Annotated in this window: 15 protein-coding genes; 7 read left to right on the top strand and 8 right to left on the bottom strand. The window is 34.2% G+C overall.

Annotated elements, in window-relative coordinates; all coding sequences use genetic code 11:
* Positions 1–40: 40 nt before the first annotated feature.
* Positions 41–1,825, top strand: a complete 1,785-nt coding sequence (locus tag GSY47_RS19305; protein ID WP_179000810.1) for a hypothetical protein — start codon at positions 41–43, stop codon at positions 1,823–1,825.
* Positions 1,826–1,889: 64 nt separating this feature from the next.
* Here the strand turns inward: GSY47_RS19305 and GSY47_RS19300 are convergent, their stop codons facing one another.
* The 7 genes from GSY47_RS19300 to GSY47_RS19270 all read right to left on the bottom strand — a co-directional run bounded on the left by GSY47_RS19300 (position 1,890) and on the right by GSY47_RS19270 (position 11,813).
* On the bottom strand, positions 1,890–2,360 hold the full coding sequence (locus GSY47_RS19300; protein WP_179000812.1) for an OsmC family protein: 471 nt from the start codon (positions 2,358–2,360) through the stop codon (positions 1,890–1,892).
* Positions 2,361–2,559: 199 nt separating this feature from the next.
* Positions 2,560–3,744, bottom strand: a complete 1,185-nt coding sequence (locus GSY47_RS19295; protein WP_219071512.1) for an aldose epimerase family protein — start codon at positions 3,742–3,744, stop codon at positions 2,560–2,562.
* Between the two features lie 109 nt (positions 3,745–3,853).
* On the bottom strand, positions 3,854–5,362 hold the full coding sequence (araA, locus tag GSY47_RS19290; protein WP_179000816.1) for an L-arabinose isomerase: 1,509 nt from the start codon (positions 5,360–5,362) through the stop codon (positions 3,854–3,856).
* A gap of 159 nt (positions 5,363–5,521) precedes the next feature.
* Positions 5,522–6,223 carry an L-ribulose-5-phosphate 4-epimerase gene (locus GSY47_RS19285; RefSeq protein WP_012023205.1) on the bottom strand — a complete coding sequence of 234 codons (702 nt, stop codon included), beginning with the start codon at positions 6,221–6,223 and terminating at the stop codon, positions 5,522–5,524.
* Positions 6,207–7,898 carry a ribulokinase gene (locus GSY47_RS19280; RefSeq protein ID WP_179000818.1) on the bottom strand — a complete coding sequence of 564 codons (1,692 nt, stop codon included), beginning with the start codon at positions 7,896–7,898 and terminating at the stop codon, positions 6,207–6,209. The genes GSY47_RS19285 and GSY47_RS19280 overlap by 17 nt, the downstream gene beginning before the upstream one ends.
* A 376-nt stretch (positions 7,899–8,274) precedes the next feature.
* A complete protein-coding gene (locus tag GSY47_RS19275; RefSeq protein WP_246611359.1) occupies positions 8,275–10,260 on the bottom strand; it encodes a glycoside hydrolase family 127 protein in 1,986 nt (661 codons plus the stop codon).
* Positions 10,261–10,268: 8 nt separating this feature from the next.
* Positions 10,269–11,813 carry an alpha-N-arabinofuranosidase gene (locus GSY47_RS19270; protein ID WP_219071511.1) on the bottom strand — a complete coding sequence of 515 codons (1,545 nt, stop codon included), beginning with the start codon at positions 11,811–11,813 and terminating at the stop codon, positions 10,269–10,271.
* 537 nt (positions 11,814–12,350) lie between these two features.
* Here GSY47_RS19270 and GSY47_RS19265 point away from each other — a divergent pair.
* Positions 12,351–13,040: an NUDIX hydrolase gene (locus tag GSY47_RS19265; protein WP_179000824.1), complete on the top strand. Its 690-nt coding sequence runs from the start codon at positions 12,351–12,353 to the stop codon at positions 13,038–13,040.
* 83 nt (positions 13,041–13,123) lie between these two features.
* Here the strand turns inward: GSY47_RS19265 and GSY47_RS19260 are convergent, their stop codons facing one another.
* Complete coding sequence (locus tag GSY47_RS19260; RefSeq protein ID WP_179000826.1) at positions 13,124–14,122, bottom strand: GntR family transcriptional regulator; 999 nt, start codon at positions 14,120–14,122, stop codon at positions 13,124–13,126.
* 101 nt (positions 14,123–14,223) lie between these two features.
* On the opposite strand from GSY47_RS19260, the gene GSY47_RS19255 reads away from it, so the two are divergent.
* From GSY47_RS19255 to GSY47_RS19235, 5 genes are all read left to right on the top strand, one after another.
* The gene (locus GSY47_RS19255; protein ID WP_179000828.1) at positions 14,224–15,276 is read left to right on the top strand and encodes an aldose epimerase family protein; all 1,053 of its coding nucleotides are present in this window, start codon (positions 14,224–14,226) and stop codon (positions 15,274–15,276) included.
* A 30-nt stretch (positions 15,277–15,306) separates the two neighbouring features.
* Entirely contained in the window at positions 15,307–16,467 is a 1,161-nt protein-coding gene (gene galK, locus GSY47_RS19250) for a galactokinase (RefSeq protein ID WP_179000830.1), read from the top strand.
* 17 nt (positions 16,468–16,484) lie between these two features.
* Positions 16,485–17,543: a UDP-glucose--hexose-1-phosphate uridylyltransferase gene (locus tag GSY47_RS19245; RefSeq protein WP_179000832.1), complete on the top strand. Its 1,059-nt coding sequence runs from the start codon at positions 16,485–16,487 to the stop codon at positions 17,541–17,543.
* A 249-nt stretch (positions 17,544–17,792) separates the two neighbouring features.
* A complete protein-coding gene (locus GSY47_RS19240) occupies positions 17,793–19,478 on the top strand; it encodes a sodium/sugar symporter (protein WP_179000834.1) in 1,686 nt (561 codons plus the stop codon).
* A gap of 242 nt (positions 19,479–19,720) precedes the next feature.
* Positions 19,721–20,500, top strand: coding sequence for an L-fucose dehydrogenase (locus GSY47_RS19235; protein ID WP_057115557.1), 780 nt, complete (start codon positions 19,721–19,723; stop codon positions 20,498–20,500).
* The last annotated feature ends 198 nt before the right edge of the window (positions 20,501–20,698 follow it).

The raw sequence follows: 20,698 nt of genomic DNA, 5'->3' as shown, positions 1-20,698 counted from the left end.
CAAACAATAAAAATTACCCAAATAACTTAAACCAACTAATATGAAAAACAACTTATTGCTATTTATTTTACTAGTATCATCTCTTTCTCATGCCCAGAAAATCAGGTGGGACAATCTAAATGTTAGACGAGAAGTACAGCCCTCTTTATTTTTAAAAGAAAACCCATTAGATGTTGGTTTTTTATACACGTCAACAGATCAAGATTTTTTTGCCGACCAAACGATGCAATATTATGTAGCAGATACTGACGTTTTACATAATAGTTTTATTGCCAATAATCTAGGATGTCCGAAACTTGTTGCATTATTGGAATACAAATATCAACCCGCGACTTTACACATCATCAAAAAAGATTTAAAATATCAGGTTGCCGTAATTTCTCATCTATATGCAAATTTACTCTTGATAGATCCAGAGAAAGGTGTTTTTGATGTTCAAGAAGTTAAATTGGGAGATGCCGATTTAGTTAATCCTGTTGGAAATACAAAAGGCTACAACTCTAATTTAGGATATTTAGACTATCCTAACAATTTAAACACTACTCTTTTACTGTCAGATCTTTCAGAATTTGAAGCCAATCAATATAGAGACCAGAAAAATTTAAGCTTACCAAGAAAGACAGAAGTTAAGACTGTAGATCAAATACAATTGTTAAAGTTACGTATTAAAGTAGGCAGTATTCTTCAAAACAAATTCCATACTCACGGAAAATATGCTAATCTTGCATTTAACTACTTAAAAGAAGACAAAGATTTTAATGGCGAAAATTTTAACAAAGCTTCTCAATTAATTAATACAGGAATTGATCCTATCGACGAAACAAAAGTTAGACAGGCTCTTGAAATATGGAAAAGTGAAGCAAAAACAATTACCAATCTTGAAGATAAAAAGAACAAAAAATATTACATCGCAATTCAAGAGAATATTTTACAATGTTATAATGTTTTAAGAGATTTTACTGAAACAGACGAAATTGCTAACAATCTTAAAACTATAGATACAAGAAATGAAATTGCTGACGCTTTGATTTCAAATAAAAAGAGAAATGCAGTTTCTGCAGAAAAAAAAGAGATTATATACTCTCCAATTCCTCCTCGTTTTGCTAAAACAGACCTTACTCGTTTTTTAAACAAGAAAGCGGATAGAATCAATGAACTTATGATTATTCAACCAGGGAAATTTGATGTTAAACTAAACGACATGCACATTTACAAGAATGCTTGTATCCTAATCAAAGAAAACAAACCTGGCTCAGAAAATTTCGCAAAATTAACTGATTTGCTTATAAACATTACAACTTATGCTGATAATGCATCAAATTCCAGCCTGCCTAAAGAAGCAAACGAGAGTGTTCTAAACTTTAATTTGTTCTGCAAAAAAATACAGGAAGAAAAAAAGAAATTTGACGCTACTTTTGATTTCAAAAAAGAAGCCAGTTCATATAAAATCAAATTGACAAACCATCTTTTAAGCCTTCACAAAATAGAAGAGTTCACTTCATTTAATGATGTCTTATCTGTTGCCGTTGACAAAACTATTGCATACACAAAACCAGACAACACAGTATTAGCGCATGATTTCATTGATTTTAATATGGCAATGACACTTAAACAACTTACAAACACTACCAAGTTTGATAATCTTATAAAAGAAAAAATGTCTAACATTACTTCTTATTTAGATAAAAAATTCCCTGTTCAGAATAAAGAAGTCTTTTTTGAATATAAAAACATTTGCAAATTAATTCAGGAAAACAAAAAATTCACTCATGACGAAATCATCTATTTCTCAAACACCTTAAATTATCTTTACACTTATTGTTAGATCTACAAATCAATATAAAAAAAGACCTTTTCTTCACTGAAAAGGTCTTTTTCTTTAGTTATATTTATACTTTCTGAACCTCACAACTCGCTTCATGCAAAACAGAAAAATTACATGAATTAGCAATAAAACACAATTGATTTGCCTTTTGATGTAATTCTAAAGCCAATTCAATTTTATCCGGATTCGAAATTTTTACTTTCGGATATAATCTTACGGCAACAAAACGACCACTTCCATCTGGAGAAACTTCTAGTGTGGCTTCTGCATTATCTGAATATTCCAAAACTTCTATTCCGTTTTGAGAGCAGACATATAAATACGACATCATGTGACAGGAAACTAAACTACTTAACAATAAATCTTCCGGATTATACAATGATGGATCGCCTTTGAAAGCTTTTGCTGCCGATACGTTTAAAATTGGTTTTCCTTCAATTTTAATTTGATGGGTTTTGCTGTAGATTTTTGAGGATGCCTCTTCTTTTTTTGAAGTCCAGTTTAACTGTGCTTTGAATAGATGTTTGAATGCCATATTTTTTCCGCCACGAATTCACGAATTTACGCAAATATATGATGCCATTAAAATCTAATTTCTCAAATCCGATTCTTTATATCGCTACTTTCATTTGATAAAAATTCGTGAATTCGTGGCGGAAAACAAACAAAAAAACCTCGAAAGCATATACTTCCGAGGTTTTTTGAACTAAAATTAATTAACAAATTCTAAAAAATTATTTTTGTACCGAGAACTTAAAGGTTGTTTTCGTTTTATAATTTTCTCCCGGGTTTAAAACCGTTGTTGGGAAGTTTTTCTGGTTTGGAGAATCTGGATAATGTTCTGTTTCTAGACATAATCCTGTTCTATGCGCAAAAGTTCCTCCGTTTGGCATTGGTAAAGTTCCATCTAGGAAATTTCCAGAGTAAAACTGAATTCCAGGTTCGTCTGTTGTCATTTCTAAAACTCTTCCGCTTGCAGCGTGGTACACTTTTGCGATAATTGTTTTTCCTTTTTCAGGATTGTTCAGTACCCAGCAGTGGTCGTACCCTTTTCCTTTTTCTAACTGATCATTTTTAGCATTAATGTCTTTTCCAATTAATTTTGGCGTTCTGAAATCGAAAGGCGTACCAGCAACATCTTCTAATTTTCCTGTCGGAATTAGATCTGCATCAACTGGAACTAATTTATCAGCATTTAAAGTCAATTCGTGATCTAGGATTGTTTTGGTAAAATCTCCTGATAAATTGAAATAAGAATGCTGTGTTAAATTCACAACCGTCTTTTTGTCTGTAGTAGCTTCATACAAAACCTCCAATTGATTATCATTTGTCAAGGTATAAGTCACAATAACTTTAAGATTTCCTGGATAACCTTCTTCCATATCTTTACTTAAATAAGATAATTTTAAAGAAGCTGTTTCTCCAGATTTAACCTCATCTGCTTTCCAAACCACATTAAAAAATCCTTGTGGTCCACCGTGCAAAGCATTTGGCTCATTGTTGATTGCCAATTGATACTCTTTTCCATCTAAAGAAAATTTCCCTTTAGCAATACGGTTTCCGTATCTTCCAATTAAAGCTCCGAAGAAAGGATTTTCTTTTTCATATTGTGCCAAAGAATTAAATCCGATCACTACATTTTCTGAAACACCTTCTTTATTTGGTACTTTCAAATCTGTAATTCTGCCGCCAAAAGTGATGATGTCAACTTCCATCCCATTTTGGTTTTTCAGTTTATAACTCTCTACTTTTTCGCCTTTAGCAGTAGTTCCGTATTCCGATTTTTCGATTGTAACTAAATCTTTTCCTTCAGCTGCAACTTTTTCTGTATCTGCTTTTTTATCGCCTTTACATTGAACTGAAACTATAGCAATACCGAGCATGCTTAGTATGAAAAGAGAGCGTTTTAATACATTCATAAATGGTTTATTTTTTTAGTTAGTAAAGTTTTAAAGTCAAAAGTCATAAAGTCTTTTCTTCAAAGTAACTAAAACTTTCGGACTTTATGACTTTCGCCTTTTGACTAATTTATAGTCCGTGTTGAAACAAATGGAAATATGCTTCGTTGGCATTAATTTTATCTTTAAACTCTCTTACAGTAGTTTTTTCGTCAATAACTAATAGTTCAATCCCAGCAATATCAGCAAAATCTTCCATGTATTCTGTTGTTAATGCCTGACTGTAAACAGTATGGTGCGCTCCACCAGCTAAAATCCAAGCTGTTGCCGCAATTTCTAAATCTGGTTTGCAGTCCCATAAAACTCTTGCAACTGGTAATTTTGGCAAATCTGCCATTGGTTTAACCGCTTCAACTTCGTTTACGATTAAACGGAAACGAGTTCCCATATCCACTAAAGAAACATTGATTGCATCTCCTGCAGGAGAGTTGAATACTAAACGAGCAGGATCTTCTTTTCCTCCAATTCCTAAAGGATGTACTTCGCAAGAAGGTTTTCCGTCAGCGATTGATGGACAAATTTCCAACATATGCGAACCTAAAACGTATGATTTTTGAGGTGTGAAATGGTACGTATAATCTTCCATGAAAGAAGTTCCGCCTTCCAAACCAACAGTCATAACTTTTAAAGCTCTTACCATTGCCGCTGTTTTCCAGTCTCCTTCTCCACCAAAACCATAACCATCGGCCATTAATCTTTGTGTTGCGATTCCTGGTAATTGTTTCCAAACTCCAAGATTCTCGAATGTATCTGTGAAAGCTCCAAATCCTCCTTCTTCAAGGAAAGCTCTTAATCCTAATTCGATTTTTGCTGCTTCAACTAGAGAACTTCTTTGTGCGCCTCCTTCTTTTAAAGAATCAGTTAAATTGTATGACTGCTCATAAACTGCTAATAAATCAGTTAATTGTTTATCTGTTACTTTTTCGATATGTTTGGTAACATCTGAAGAATCGTATCCGTTTACAGACATTCCGAAACGAATCTGAGCTTCAACTTTGTCACCTTCTGTAACGGCAACTTCACGCATATTGTCTCCAATACGAGCTACTTTTAGGTTTTGAAGTTCATTCCATCCTAAAACTACTCTTGACCAGATTCCTAATTTTTTCTGAACTCTTTCATCTTCCCAGTGTCCTACAACTACTTTACGTTTTTTACGTAATCTAGACATAATGAAACCAAATTCGCGATCTCCGTGTGCCGATTGGTTTAAGTTCATGAAATCCATATCGATGCTTCCCCACGGAATTTCAGCATTATATTGTGTATGTAAATGGCATAATGGTTTTTTAAGGATATTTAATCCACCAATCCACATTTTTGCCGGAGAGAAAGTATGCATCCAAGCAATAATTCCGATACAGTTTTTAGCTGAGTTTGCCGCCAAACACACATCTAAGATTTGTGAAGGCGATTTTACTACATCTTTGTAAACTACTTTTACAGGAATTGAAGATGAAGCATCTAATCCTTTTGCAATAATCTGTGAATGTTCTGCTACTTTTCTAAGCGTTTCTTCACCATATAATTCTTGGCTTCCTACGACAAACCAAATTTCTTTTTGAGATATATCTACCATTGTTTTTGTTTATTTTATTTCAAGTTTCAGGTTTCATGTGGTTGGAATCTGAAAACTCAAATTGTTATTTTTATTATTTTGGTTTTGTGATATTTCAGATTTCAATCCTAAATCTAAAATCTACACTCTAAAATCTACACTCTAAAATCTAAAATTATTTTACTGTCCGTAATACGAATCTTTTCCGTGTTTACGATTGTAATGTTTCTTTATTAATGAATCTTTTAATCTTGGTGCGTTTGGGTTTATTTGCAAAGTCAAATAAGCCATTTCTGCCACGACTTCTAAAACCTTACTGTTGTAAACTGCTTTTGCCGCATTTTTTCCCCATGCAAACGGACCGTGATTTCCAATTAGAATCATTTCTACTTCTTCGTATGAAAGATTTTTTTCTTTGAAACAATCCAAAATCTGAATTCCAGTATTGTGTTCGTAGTTTCCTTCGATAAGAGAATCTGCCATTGGCGGTGCGCACGGAATATCAGCCGTTAAATGATCGGCGTGTGTTGTTCCGAAAATTGGAATATCCAATTGAGATTGTGCCCAAGCAACAGAATAGGTTGCGTGCGTATGTGCAACACCTCCAATATTTGGCCAATGTTTGTATAAATAAGCATGCGTTTTTGTGTCAGACGACGGACGCATTGTTCCTTCAATTACGTTATTATCAAAATCGACAATTACGATATCTTCCGGTTTTAAATCTTCGTAAGGAACACCGCTTGGTTTAATGGCAAAAACACCATTTTTGCGGTCCACAGCACTTACATTTCCAAAAGTGTATACCACCAAATTCAATGCATTTAACTGCATATTGGCTTCGTAACATTCTTGTTTTAAATCTTTATAAAGAGAGCTCATGTTGCGATATTTTTAAGTTTGGATCTGCAAAAGCACTTAATTTTTCGTACCCTAAAAGCAGTTTATGATATGCTTCAACTTTGTCTGTTTGAGGGAAATATTCTCCATCAAAATCACTTCCTATTTTCTGGCTTGCTTCGATTACGTTTGAATAAATTCCCGCTGCAACGGCTGCGTAAATTGCTGCACCTAAAGCAGGAGTCTGGTCTGAAGCTGCAATTTTAATTGGCTTGTTTAAAACGTTAGCCAAAGTCTGCATAATGAAAGGAGATTTTCTAGCAACACCGCCAATTCCGATTACGCTGTCGATTTTTACGCCTTCTTCTTCAAAACGGTCTACAATTTTCTTCGCTCCAAAACAAATTGCGTTTACTAAAGCTTTGAAAATATGTGGTGCTTTTGTTCCTAAAGAAAGGTTTGAAATCGCGCTTTTTAACTCTTGGTTGGCATCTGGAGTTCGTCGCCCGTTAATCCAGTCTAAAGCGATTGGAAGGCTTTCTGAAACTGGAATTTTCTCTGCTTCTTTCGTTAATTCCACGATTAATTTATCGCTGAATTCTTCTCTTAACTGTTCTTTTTGAGCATCATTTAAAACAGAAGAAGTTTGTAATAAATGCTCTGTCGGCCACATTAAAAGTTCTTTGTACCAAGCCAATAAATCGCCAAAAGCAGATTGTCCTGCTTCAAGACCAATAAAGCCTGGAATTACAGAACCATCAACTTGTCCGCAGATTCCACGAACGGTTTTTGTTCCCACTTCATCATAAGAACCCACAAGAATATCGCAAGTTGAAGTTCCCATAACACGAACTAAAGCATTCTCTTCGATTTTAGCTCCAACCGCTCCAGAATGCGCATCGAAAGTTCCAACAGCTACAACTGTTTCAGTCGAAAGTCCTAAACGGTCTGCCCATTCTTTGCTTAGTTTTCCGGCAACTAAATCTGATGTATACGTTTCATCATATAAATTTCCACGAAGCTGTGCTAAATAGGGATGTAATTTTTCTAAGAACTCAACTGGTGGCAATCCGTTCCAGTCTGTGTGCCACATGGCTTTATGTCCTGCTGCGCAACGGCTTCTTTTGAACGTTTTTAAATCTTTATCTTCAATTAACAAATACGTCATTAAATCGCAGTGCTCCATCCAAGTGTGTGCTGCATTTCGAACCGCTTCGTCTTCTCTTGCAATGTGAAGGATTTTTGCCCAAAACCATTCCGAAGAATAAATTCCTCCAACGTATTTTGTTACGTCTTCTCCGCCCCAGCTTACTGCCAGTTCATTGATTTCGTTTGCTTCATTTATTGATGTATGGTCTTTCCATAAAACCATCATCGCATTTGGGTTTTCTTCAAAACCTTTTGTCAATGCTAATGGCGTTCCGTCTTTTGTAACTGGAACTGGGGAAGATCCGGTAGTATCAATACAAATTCCTTTTACTAATGAAGGATCAACTTTACTTTCTTTAACTACATTTTGAATTGTAATTTCCAAACCTTCGATATGATCCAAAGGATGCTGGCGAAACTGATTTATGGAGGCGTCACAATATTGCTTGTTTTTCCATCTTTTGTAATGAGAAACATTGGATGCCAACTCCTGTCCATTTTCAGCGTCTATCAGCACCGCGCGAACAGAATCTGTTCCGTAGTCCAATCCTATTACATAATTTTTCATTCTATTTCTTTTTTAAATATTGACAAATATAGAGATAATTATTTTATAAGTGTACAAAAAACACTTAATTGAAATTACATGATTCATTTTTACCATAAATGCATAAAAACAGCATTTTAGCACTTAATCAAAGAATAAATGTTAACAATACATTTATAACACTGAAATTATTTCAACTTAATCTTCAAATTGTTAAAAGGAGTGGATTAAAATCGTATGCCTTTTTTCAATTTTATTTACTTTTAAATCGCTCTGATTTTTAATTTTTACCACAGATTAAAATGATTTTTGTTTTTTTTATTTCCTCACAAGCGACAAGAATTTTTAAAAGCGAGAGTCAAAATTTCTTTTTTCTAAACTCTATTTTCTATTTTCTCTACTCTTTGTAATCCAACCAAACTTTCATTTTTCCAACTCCTCTGTTTGACCAAGAATAATATGGAATAGCTTTCAATTTTGAATTTTCAATCACATTCACGCCTTGCAATAAATTGACTTCTTTTTTTACTTTGAAAGTATCTGAAGCCGTCACATCTATTTTATCAAAATTGTTTTTGTTATCAATTCCTTCAACAGCATAAACGATTGGGCCATATTCTAAAGAAACCTTATTTTTATTGGTTGCTACTTTAGAACTGGTCTGTACTTCCTGAACTTCCATCGGAAGGTTTAAATTGATTTTATCTCCTCTTTTCCATTTTCTCGTAATGCTGAAATAACCATTTTCCGGCTGAATCGCTAAAGTTTCTCCATTTAAACTAACTGTCGCTTTTTGGACCGAAGCTTTTTTATAACTGTATAAATCTCCAGGCAAAACTTCATTTCTTGCCCAGCCCGGAACACGCAGTTTAATGATAAACTGACTTTCTTTTTTAGGATTAACCGAAATAGCAATTTTTCCGTTCCAAGGATAAGAGGTCTGCTGTGAAATCTGTAAATCTGTTTTTCCTAATTGGAAAGAAGCATTGTTTGAAGCATATAAGTTGACAAACAAAACATCATTTGTTTTGGAATAAATCAATCCTGGAATGGACGGAATAAAACGAATAAGATTGGTTGGACAACAAGAACAGTCAAACCAGCCTTGTCTTGTACAAGAACCGCGATTTGATTTGTAAACACCGTCTGCTTCTAAAGCATTTGGATAGAAAAATTGTTTTCCGTCAAGCGAAATTCCCGAAATTAATCCGTTGTACATCGTTCTTTCGATAACATCAAAATACTTGGACGCTCCGTACAAATTATGCAGTCTATGATTCCAATATACATCGCCAATTGCTGCACACGTTTCGTTATAAGCGGTTAAGTTTGGCAGTTCATAATTTTCTCCAAAAGCTTCGCCATCGTGTCTCGATCCAATGCCGCCAGTGATATACATTTTCTTGTTTACCATGTTGTCCCATAAAGTATTTACAGCATTTTCATAAGCCTTATCTTTTGTCAATGCCGCAATATCTGTCATTCCTGCATACATATAAACCGCTCTTACGGCATGTCCGACAACTTCTTTTTGCTCTACTACTGGCATGTGATCCTGTGCATATTCTCCGTACAGTTTATGATTATTTGGATTTCCGCGATTGTCTAAATAGTATTTTGCCAGTTTCAGATAATCTTCTTTTCCTGTAATCTGGTACAATTTCAATAATCCTGTTTCCACAATCTGATGTCCTGGAACGCCTTTGACCTGTCCCGGATTATCTCCAAAAGTGCGAACGAGCATATCAGCGGCTTTAATGGCGATTTCAAGAAAATTAGTTTTTCCTGTTGCTTCATAATGCACAATTGCCGCTTCAATTAAATGTCCGGGATTGTACAATTCATGGCTAATTTGCAATGATTCCCAACGTTTTCCTTCAATTACAGGAACCCAACTTGCAGGCGGTTTTGCTGGATTTATAGTTCTCCAAGTTGTGATATATCCGTCTGGTTCCTGACCAATTTTTACAATGGCAATCATTGAATCCAGAACTCTTTCCAGTTTCGGATTTGGCGCACTGATTAAAGTATTCGATGCTCCTTCGATAATCTTATAAACATCAGTATCATCAAAAGGCATATCGCCTCGCACTTTTCCTGTTTTTTGTTTTCCTGCAATTAAAAAGTTCTCAAAACGACCTTCTTCATCACACTTTTTAATAGCATATTCGATCGTAATTTCCTGTACTCTTTTGATGATCGGAAGCCAAAATGAATCAGTCAATTTTACATTTTGAATGTTTACCGGCTCAATTTGATATCCTGCTTTTAGTGCAGAAGTTTTGTCGCTAGTCTGAGTTACCTGATTTTTAGTTTCTTTACAGGAAACCAATATCAGGAGCAACAGACAAATACTTAATAAATAATAATGGTATTTTTTCATGATGCTCATTATTTTCCTTCTAAAACCAATACAGAGTAAGGAGGCAACGTTATTTCTAGTTTTCCTTTTTTGTTTTCAAAACCTTTAAAAGCAACTGGAACAATTTTATTCGGATTCTCGAATGAGTTATAATCCTGTAGTTTTGAAGACGTAATAATACTTCCCGTAAAGCTTTTTACACCCAAATCTTTTACATCAATTTCAATTTTGTTCTTATTTACGGCATCAACATTGACCAATGAAATATGAACTAATCCTTTTTGATCTTTTGATACAGAAGCCGAAACCGCTGGAATACTTTTTCCGTCAACAGTATATAACGGCGATTTAAAATCGACTGGCAGTAATTTAGCATCTTGATGAACGCTGTACATTTTCATTACATGATAGGTTGGCGTTGTAATCATTTTGGCCTTATCGGTTAAGATTACAGCCTGCAGCACATTCACACACTGTGCTAAATTGGCCATACGAACTCGATCTGCGTGATTATTGAAAATATTCAATGTTGCTCCAGCCAAAACTGCATCACGCATCGTATTCTGTTGATATAAAAAACCTGGATTTGTTCCTTTTTGAACTTCGTACCAGCCTCCCCATTCGTCTACAATCATCGCCACTTTTTTCTCTGGATCATACTTATCCATGATGGCCGCGTGTTTGGTTACCAACTCTTCCATTTTTAAAGCAGACTGCATGGTCTCGAAATATTGCTTTTCGCTGAAATCAACATCAGAACCTTTTTTGTCCCAATTGATTACAGCATAATGATGAACGCCTAATCCGCCCAGCATATTTCGTGGAATATTTTTCATTAAAACTTCTGTCCAGTTATAATCTGAACTATTGGATCCAGAAGCAATTCTTGTAATGCCACCTGTATTACTCCAATCTGACATGAAAGTCGCAAACTTTCGGTATTCATTAGCATAATAATCCGCAGTCATGTTTCCTCCACAACCCCATGCTTCATTTCCAATTCCCCAATATTTTACTTTCCAAGGCTCTGTTCTTCCATTTTTTCTACGCAAATCACTCATCGGACTTTTTCCTCCAAAATTGGTGTACTGAACCCAATCTGCTAATTCTTGAACTGTTCCGCTTCCGACGTTTCCTGACAGATACGGCTCTGCTCCTAATAGTTCACACATATTCAAAAAATCATGCGTCCCGAAACTATTATCTTCTGTAACGCCTCCCCACCATTGGTTTACAATTGTCGGACGCTGTTCTTTTGGCCCAATTCCATCTTTCCAATGATAAGTATCGGCAAAACAACCACCCGGCCATCTTAAATTCGGAATCTTTAAATCTTTTAATGCTTGAATAATATCGTTTCGAACTCCATTTGTATTTGGAATTTTTGAAGTGTCTCCAACAAAAAATCCACCGTAAATACAGTGTCCTAAGTGTTCTGCAAAATGACCGTAAATATTTTTATTAATCGTTGCTGCCGAAGCATCATTTTTTATTGTAATGGTTACAGATTCTTTTTGCGCACTTACTGTTTGCAGATACAAGACAGCAAACAGCAGGAGAAATGGTTTTTTCATAGTTTTTTGGTTTTTTGGAACCTAGAAAAATATGGTGGTTTCATATTTTTAAAGGATTTTGGTTTTTTTAGATTAATAAGTGTCTGTTTGACATTTGTAAATTTAAATAAAAAAAAGTCAGGTAAAAAAATTAAATTCACAAAACAACTGGTTGCAAAAAACAGATTTTTCAATTCAACTTCAAAAAATCGGCAGAAATAAAGGGCTGTTATAAGATTTACAAAAGTTAAGAAACTAAAAAAACTTACAAAAACCTTGATTTCTCTACGTTTTTTAACAATCGCTAAAACTTATTTGAATTCTGAATATGAAATAATAATCCTCAAATCAATTCTCTTTTAAAAATGTTTCTAACTTTGACTCGTAATTTTGGTACAAAATGAAAAAGAATTCGGAAAAAATCTTTCCTTTTTCATTAGCTGAAATCAACAATAAAACTTCTTTTTGAAACATTTTTAACATAAGTGTAAAAACAACATTAATAAATTATGAAACGTTTTAAGAAGTTTATATATTTACAATCCAAATTAATTATATATGTTAAACAGCTATAGTTCTGCCGATAAAGTTTTACTGGCAGTAGACTGCATCATTTTTGGATTTGATAATGAAGGTTTGAAAATCCTTTTAATCCAAAGAGATTTTGAGCCCGAAAAAGGTAAATGGTCCTTGATTGGAGGTTTCTTAAAACGCGACGAAGTTTTAGATAGTGCCGCAACCAGAATCTTAAATACTTATACAGGTCTGAATGATATTTATATGGAGCAGTTATATGCTTACAGTGAGATCGATCGTGATCCTGTCGAAAGAACCATTTCGGTTTCTTATTTTGCTTTAATTAATATTGAAAACCATAATGCCGAATTGATTCAAAATTATCACGCAGAATGGTTTCCGATTAACGATGCGCCAAACTTGATTTTTGACCATAATGAAATGGTTCAAAATGCAATCAAGAGACTTCGTTACAAAACATCTGTAAAACCAATTGGTTTTGAATTGCTTCCAGAGAAATTCACGATGCGTCAGCTTTTAGAATTGTATGAAGCTATTTTGAGCAAAGAATTGGACAAACGAAATTTCATCAGCAAAATTAATTCTCTTGACATTTTAAATAAACTAGAAGAAAAAGATATGCAGTCTTCTCGAAAAGGTTCTTACTTGTATACCTTTAATAAAGAGAAATACGAAGAAAAACTGCAAAATAACTTTGCACTCAATTTATAAGAACTTTATTTATTCGCTCGCAGATTTAGGAGATTTAGCTGATCAATTATCAAAAGAAAATCTGTTAAATCTGCGGGGAAAAATTATAAAGAATTCCTCAATATAAGGGCAGATTTATTTTCGATCTGCTCTTTTGTTCCTTTCAAGACCATATCAGCTAGAATTTTTCCCATCATTTCAAAATGGGTTGAAATTGTGGTAATTCCGTTTGCAGCAATTTTCTTTAATGGCGTTTCATTATAAGAGATAATTCCAAAATCTTCTCCTAATTTTAATTTTCTTGCCATCGCATTTTCAATTACCAAAAGCAAATCTCGATCATGAGGGATAATATACAAATCTCCCAAAGCAATAGTTTGATTGTTGAAATCGGAAATAACTTCGTAGTCGAAACCATAATCCTGACAGAAAGATTCAAAACCAATTTTCATTCCGGTCGGTTCTCTAAATCCCTGGAAAATTAAAATCAGTTTCTTGTATTTAGATAATCTCGATTTGCCTTTCATCAAACCTTCATAAATGTCTTTTTGATGATTTTGATAAATTGCTGGAAACATTTTTAAGTCCGAATTAGTCTGATCCAAAATTATCACATCATTCACTGGTAGGGTTTTTATCGAATCAGCTATATCGTTTAAGTTCGTCGGCATCAAAATATATTTGGTGTAATTTCCATTACTGTCATTAATCAGTTTTTTAAAAACTTGCGCATTAAAATGATGAAAGAAAATATCAACCTGAACATTCTTTCCAATATTTTTTAAGAACGAATTGTAGATGTCTTCTTTGAAAATATTTAATTCATCAAAAAGCAGAAAAACCTTCTGAGTTATAGTGATTTCAATGCTTTTAACATAATATCCCTTGCCAGGAATGGCATAAATAATTCCTCTTTTCTTCAATTCGTCATATGCCAAAAGCACCGTATCACGAGATAAAGAAAACTCCAAACAAACTTTATTTACCGAAGGAAGTCGGTCTCCTTTGATCAAATTTCCTTCTTCTATCGCTTTTTCTATTGAAAGAATTATCTGCTTATATTTTGGCAGACCAATATTATTCTGGATTGAAATAATGCTCATAATAAAGTCATTTTGACTATTAAGATTAAAAACTGGTAGGTACTGGTATGCAAATATAAAGAATGTTTCTATTTTTGGATTTCATTATTGGTAAAAATTATATGGAAATAAAACACATATCTCATTTAAAGGACACTCATAATTGCAAATTGTTTGGTTTAATGCCTGATAAGGAAGAAATTTATTCATTTGAATTAGTGAATAAAAACGGAATGAATGTTCAAATCATCAATTATGGTGCAACAGTTACTTCAATCCAGATTCCTGTAAATGGAAAATTAACCGATGTTGTATTAGGGTTTGATAATCTGGAATCGTATTTAGAATCGTATAATTTACCAAGTGCTCCTTATTTTGGAACAACGGTTGGACGTTACGCCGGTCGTATTCATAAAGCCACTTTTAGTTTGAACGATAAAAAATTTCAGCTTGACGGAAACAATAATGGAAATACACTTCACGGCGGAACAATGGGATTTGGAAGAAAAGCTTGGAGTGTAACCGATGCAAAAACTGGCGAAAATCCGTCCATTACTTTTGGTCTTTTGAGCCAACATTTAGATGAAAATTTTCCTGGCGAAATGACGGTTTACTTAACCTATACTTTAACAGAAGAAAACGAATTAAAATTAGAATATAAAGCAACGTCAACAGAAGACACCGTTATTAATTTAACGCATCACAGTTATTTTAATCTTGACGGACATGATGGAAATGTTTTAGAACAGCAGATGTTTATCAAATCGGCTAAAATGCTGGAAACGAATTCAGATAATATTCCAACAGGAGATTTTACTGATTTAACTGATCACAATTTTGATTTTAGAGCGCCTAAAAACTGTCCGTTTCCTATTGACAATTCTTTCGTAGTCAATTCTAAAACTGAAATCGTTGCTCAATTAATCAGTTTAAAAAATAAACTGCGAATGAATGTTTATACCGATCAGCCAAGTGTGCATATATATGTAGGCGGGAATTGTTTTGGAAAACTAAAAGGAAAAGAAAACGTCGATTACAATGCACAAAGCGGTATTTGTTTTGAAACACAAAATTTCCCAGATGCGCCAAATCAGGCACATTTCCCAAATGCTGTTTTGAAAAAAGGTGAACAATATGTTCAAAAAACAGTGTACCAATTTGAAACCTTAAACTAACTATTACCCAATACAATTACAACAACTAGAATGAATGATATTTTAATACAAAACACCGTTGCTTTTTTTGAGAAATCTTTCGGATCTTCTCCACAGAAAACGGTACTTTCTCCAGGAAGAATCAATATTATCGGAGAACATGTTGACTACAATGACGGTTATGTTTTACCAGCAGCAATTGACAAAGTAATTTGTTTTGCTTTTGAAAAAAACAACACCAACACTTCTAAAATTATCGCTATCGATTTAAACGAAGAATTTGAAATCGACTTAACTCAGGAAGTTAAATTGAGTGATGTAGTTTGGACAAATTATATTCGAGGCGTAATCAAACAACTGCAGGATAACGGATTTTCTTTTGAAGGTTTCAACTGTGTTTTCAGCAGTAATATTCCGGTTGGTTCTGGATTGTCCTCTTCTGCGGCTTTGGAATGCGGAATGATTTTCGGAATCAAATCTCTTTTTGATTTAAAGATTGAGAAAGTAGATATTTCTTTATTAGGACAAAAAGCAGAACACTGGGTTGGGATCAACTGCGGAATTATGGATCAGTTTTCAAGCGTTCATGGTTTAGAAAACAAAGTAATCAAATTAGACTGCAACACTTTAGATTTTGAATATCACAATGCCGACTTTAAAGACTATTCTTTGATTTTATTGGATTCTAATGTAAAACATTCGCTGTTCACATCAGAATACAATACCAGAAGAATTGAATGCGAAGAAGGATTAGCAATCATAAAAAGTCATTTTCCAGAAGTAAAAAGTTTTAGAGATGCTTCAGAAGAGCAGGTTCTAAGTCTTAAAGATAAAATGACTGAAAAAGTTTTCAGCAGAGTTCATTTTGTTGTTAAAGAAATTAACCGAGTTATTAAAGCCTGCGAAGCTTTGGATCAAGGAAATATTGAGCTTTTAGGAGAATTGCTTTTTGAAACTCATTATGGATTATCGCAAGAATATGAAGTAAGCTGCGAAGAATTAGATTTCCTTGTAGATACTGCAAAAGAAGACGATGCTATTATTGGTTCTCGACTTATGGGAGGCGGTTTTGGCGGCTGCACTATCAATTTAGTTAAAAAAGGATATGAAAATGAGGTTAAAAGTAAGTTTTCGAAACTTTATTTAGATACATTTGGAATTGAATTAAAATTCTATGATGTAAAAATCTCAAACGGAACAACACTACTTTAATACCCAACACAACTACAATGAAAAATTTTGACATTAATGAAGATCCGCACAGACGCTTCAACCCATTAATCAACGAATGGGTCTTGGTTTCACCTCATCGTGCAAAACGCCCTTGGCAAGGACAAAACGAAACGATTTCAACAGAAGAACTTCCTAAATACGACCCAACTTGTTATTTGTGTCCAGGAAATGTTCGCGCCAACGGAATGCATAATCCGCCATACGAAAGCAGTTTTGTTTTTGAAAATGATTTTGCTGCCATGAAACAAGACGAAATTATTTTTGAAGAAGACATCAAACATACTTTTTTTAAAGCTAAACCTGAACAGGGAATTTCTCGTGTGGTTTGTTTTTCGCCAAGACACGATTTGACTTTGCCAGAAATGGATCTTGAAGGAATTGAAACCATCATCAAAACCTGGCAGAAAGAATATACTGATCTAGGAAACATAAAATATATTAATCATGTTCAGATTTTTGAAAATAAAGGAAGTGTAATGGGGTGCAGCAATCCGCATCCACATGGACAAATCTGGGCTCAATCTTCGCTTCCAACTCAGGTTGAAAAAACACAAAACAGTTTAAAGTCATACTACGACAGAAATAAAAAAACGCTTTTAGAGGACTACGTTCAAGCTGAATTAAAAGCTGGAGAACGTATCGTAATAGAGAACGATCATTTTGTGGCATTAGTTCCCTTCTGGGCAATCTGGCCTTACGAAACCATGATTGTAAGCAAAAGAGCGGTAAACAAAATCACCAATTTCACGGCTGAAGAAAGCACTGCTTTTGCTAAAATCTTAAAGCAGTTAACGACGAAGTATGATAACTTGTTTAATACTTCTTTCCCATACTCTTCAGGAATCCACCAATCACCAACTGACGGATTAGATCACCCGGAATGGCATTTCCACATGCACTTTTATCCGCCATTGCTAAGATCAGCAACTGTCAAGAAATTTATGGTAGGATACGAAATGTTAGGAGAATCACAGCGTGATATTACACCAGAGAAAAGTGCCGAAATTTTAAGACAACAATCAGAGGTACATTATAAGAGCCTTGTAAAAGTGTAAGAATTATCGCTTTATCAAGGTGCGAAATGTAAAAATTTAACACAATATACCATTTAGAAATGTAAAAAACACATTTGCTGATGGTTGATTTCTAAATTTTTATTTTACATTTGGCTTCTGCTTTTATTTTCGCAAAAAAATAACAAAAATAAAACACATCTTGCATTTTTAACGAGATAAAACAAAACTGATTGTAAAACTAAATAAACAAACTTTACCCTATAATAATTATTTAAAATACTACTAACAATGAACCAAAACCTCGCTTTCGCAGATTATGCGGTTTTTATTATTTATTTTATCGTAGTCTCTGTCTACGGTTACACGGTTTATCGCAAACGTAAACAAGACGAACAAGATGCTAAAGCTTACTTTTTGGCTGAAGGAAATTTAACTTGGTGGGCAATTGGAGCTTCTCTTATTGCTTCTAACATCTCTGCAGAACAATTCATCGGAATGAGTGGTGAAGGTTTCTTCTTAGGAATCGCTGTTGCTGCTTACGAATGGCTTGCTGCTATTGCACTTATTATTGTGGCTGTATGGTTTATTCCTGTATATCTTAAAAATAAGATTTACACGATGCCTCAGTTCTTAAAAACACGTTACAACGAATCTACTGCATTGATTATGGCAGTTTTCTGGTTGTTTTTATACGTTTTTGTAAACTTGACTTCTATCTTATACTTAGGAGCAGTTGCAATTAACGGTCTTGCTGGAGGAGAATATCTTCACGCTATTATGATTGGATTAGCTGTTTTTGCTTTATTTATTTCTCTTGGAGGAATGAAAGTTGTGGCTTACACAGACGTTATTCAGGTTGCTGTATTGATTATTGGAGGTTTGGTAACTTCTTATATTGCATTGGTAACTGTTGGTGAAAAATTAGGAATTAGCAGCAGTGCTATTGAAGGTTTTAAAGTGTTAATGACAGAAGCTCCTGAGCATTTTAAAATGATTATTCCAAAACCAACTGCAACTTCTACACAACTTGAAATCGACAAATATTTGACGTTCCCAGGATTGTTATCTTATGCTGCTGGTATCTGGATCATCAACTTGAACTACTGGGGATGTAACCAATACATTACACAAAGAGCACTTGGTGCTGACTTACAAACGGCTCGTACAGGAATTTTATTTGCTGGTATGCTAAAATTATTAATGCCGCTTATCGTAATGCTTCCTGGTATTGCTGCTTACGTTTTATATACAAACGGACATTTACCTCAATTAGTTGGAGGAAAAGATGGCGCTTACTCTGCTGTATTAACATTCCTTCCAACTGGATTAAAAGGACTTTCTGTTGCGGCTTTAACTGCAGCAATCGTAGCTTCTTTAGCTGGAAAAGTAAACAGTATCTCTACAATCTATACATTAGATATTCATAAAAAATACATTCAAAAAGAAGCTGGCGAAAAACAACAGGTAAATATTGGTAGACTTGCCGTTTTTGCTGCAATGCTTTTAGCGGTATTATTTACTTGGAATGACGTTTTAGGAATTGGTGGTGTTGGTGGATTTACCTATATCCAAAAATACACTGGATTTATCAGCCCTGGAGTTTTTGCAATGTTCTTCTTAGGTATGTTCTGGAAAAGAACTACTGGAACAGCTGCAATCGTTGGGGTAATCTTAGGATTCTTATTATCTGTTTTATTCAACGAATACGCTCCAGCTTTATTTGGAAACGATACACTTTTATACACAGCTTATGCTAACGGAAAAGGAGCTTTCGAAATTCCTTTCCACATCTGCATGGGATTATCATTCTTATTTACAATGATTGCCATGATTCTAATAAGTTTCGCTGGTCCAAAAGTAAACCCTAAAGCATTCGAGACAGAACCTGGAATGTTTAAAGTTAAACCGCAAACAACAGTCTTAATCGTTATTACGTTATTGATTATTGTTGCGCTTTATGTTAAGTTCTGGTAATAAATTATCAGTTCTATTCTCTCTATTTTTACAGCTGTTGTTTGTCATGAACAACAGCTGTAAATTTTTTTAAGAGTATGATAGTATTTATTTTTTCGCCACGAATTACACAAATTTTATAATAATTTAAAAAAGAAATTAGCGAAATTCGTGGCGAAAGAATTTACTCTCACAGATTTTTTAGATCATTTTAATCTGTGGAAAAAAAATAAACAGAATTTAAATTATAATATATAAATACCATGCAGTTATCATTAACCCAAAAAATCATTATCGTTACGGGAGGCGCAAAAGGAATTGGTTTAGGAATCGTTAAGGTTTTAGCCGAAGAAAATGCTATTCCGTTCATCGTTGGACGTAACGAAAATGACAACATCAAAGCCGTAGAAGAATTAAAAGCCATTGGAAAAGAAGCGCACCAAGTTGCCGCCGATTTAACAAAACCAGAAGACTGCAAAAAAGCCGTTGAAGCCGTAATTGCAAAATTCGGAAGAATCGACGGATTGGTAAATAATGCCGGCGTTAATGACGGTGTTGGATTAGAAAACGGAAATTATGAAGATTTCGCCGCTTCTCTTCACAAAAATTTGGTGCATTATTATTTAATGGCGCAACATGCCCTTCCTTATCTAAAAGAATCAAAAGGAGCAATTGTAAACATCGGTTCTAAAACCGCCGAAACTGGTCAAGGCGGAACCTCAGCCTACGCTGCTTCAAATGGAGGAAGAAATGCTTTAACTAGAGAATGGGCGGTTGAACTATTAAAATACAGCATCCGTGTAAACGCAGTAATCGTGGCAGAATGTTATACGCCGCTTTACGAAACCTGGATCAATACTTTTGAAAATAAAGAAGAAAAACTAGCGGCAATCACTAAAAATATTCCGTTAGAAAACAGAATGACAACCGCTGAAGAAATTGCTAATATGGTGGTTTTCTTATTGTCTGAAAAATCAAGCCATACTACAGGACAGATTATTTATGTGGATGGTGGTTATACACATTTAGATCGTTCTATTTAATTTTTTTTTAGCCACGAATTCATGAATTATTTTTTGAAAATCTTTGAGAATAAATTTGTGAATTCGTGGCTTTCCTTTTTTCTCTCCTAGATTTCACAAATTTTTTTTTAATCATTTAATCTGTGAAATTCTAAGTTTATTTTTCAAGCAGCTACTGTAAATTTTTTAATTCTTTTAATTCGTGAATTCGTGGCTATT

Source organism: Flavobacterium quisquiliarum, from assembly GCF_019308285.1.
Lineage (GTDB): Bacteria > Bacteroidota > Bacteroidia > Flavobacteriales > Flavobacteriaceae > Flavobacterium > Flavobacterium quisquiliarum.
Note: the sequence above shows the minus strand (reverse complement) of the source record. Positions and strands in the feature narration are given on the sequence as shown.